The 564-nt window shown below is 39.5% G+C and carries 1 protein-coding gene; it reads right to left on the bottom strand.

Features of this window, described 5'->3' with window-relative positions:
- A partial coding sequence (locus tag ROSEINA2194_RS19270) for a transposase (protein ID WP_007890837.1) occupies window positions 1-564 on the bottom strand: 564 nt, incomplete at both ends.

Genomic DNA, 564 nt, shown 5'->3' with positions numbered 1-564 from the left:
GCAACTTTTTTCTGTTTGTTGTGATATTTATAAAGATTGTGTCCGATAGAAACGAGAAATACTTCAAGCAATACAGATTTTATTCCTCTTCGGACAATTCTTTTGTACCACCGGTCGTTTTTCATGATACCAAAGGTACCTTCTGCCTGAATGGATCTGTTCATCCTTAGAAGCGCTCCCTGGATGCTTTCGAGATTTTCTATCACTTCCTGATGCATCGCTGTAAGTTCGCGGTTGATCCGTACAGTACGGTTTTTATCTGTCTTTTTACATTGTTCTGCATATGGACAGCCGGAGCAATCTTCACACTGATACACTTCTTTCTGACGCCCATACTTGTTCCCTTTTACGTTTTTTCGATACTGAAGATAAAAGCTTTTCCCGTTTGGACAACGCATGATTCCGCCTTCCACGATTGGAAAATTTACTGCACGAAATGGATCTTCATGATACTTCTTGTCTGTAGTCTCTTTCTTGAACATGGTAAATTTCATATATTTTTCCATTCCATGCTGCCCACAGAAGATGTAATTGTTGTAAGAACCATATCCAGCATCTGCTACT

Origin of the sequence: Roseburia inulinivorans DSM 16841, from assembly GCF_000174195.1 — a bacterium.
Taxonomy (GTDB): Bacteria; Bacillota; Clostridia; order Lachnospirales; family Lachnospiraceae; genus Roseburia; species Roseburia inulinivorans.
The sequence above is the reverse complement of the archived record's forward strand: the minus strand, read 5'-3'. Positions and strand labels throughout refer to the sequence as shown.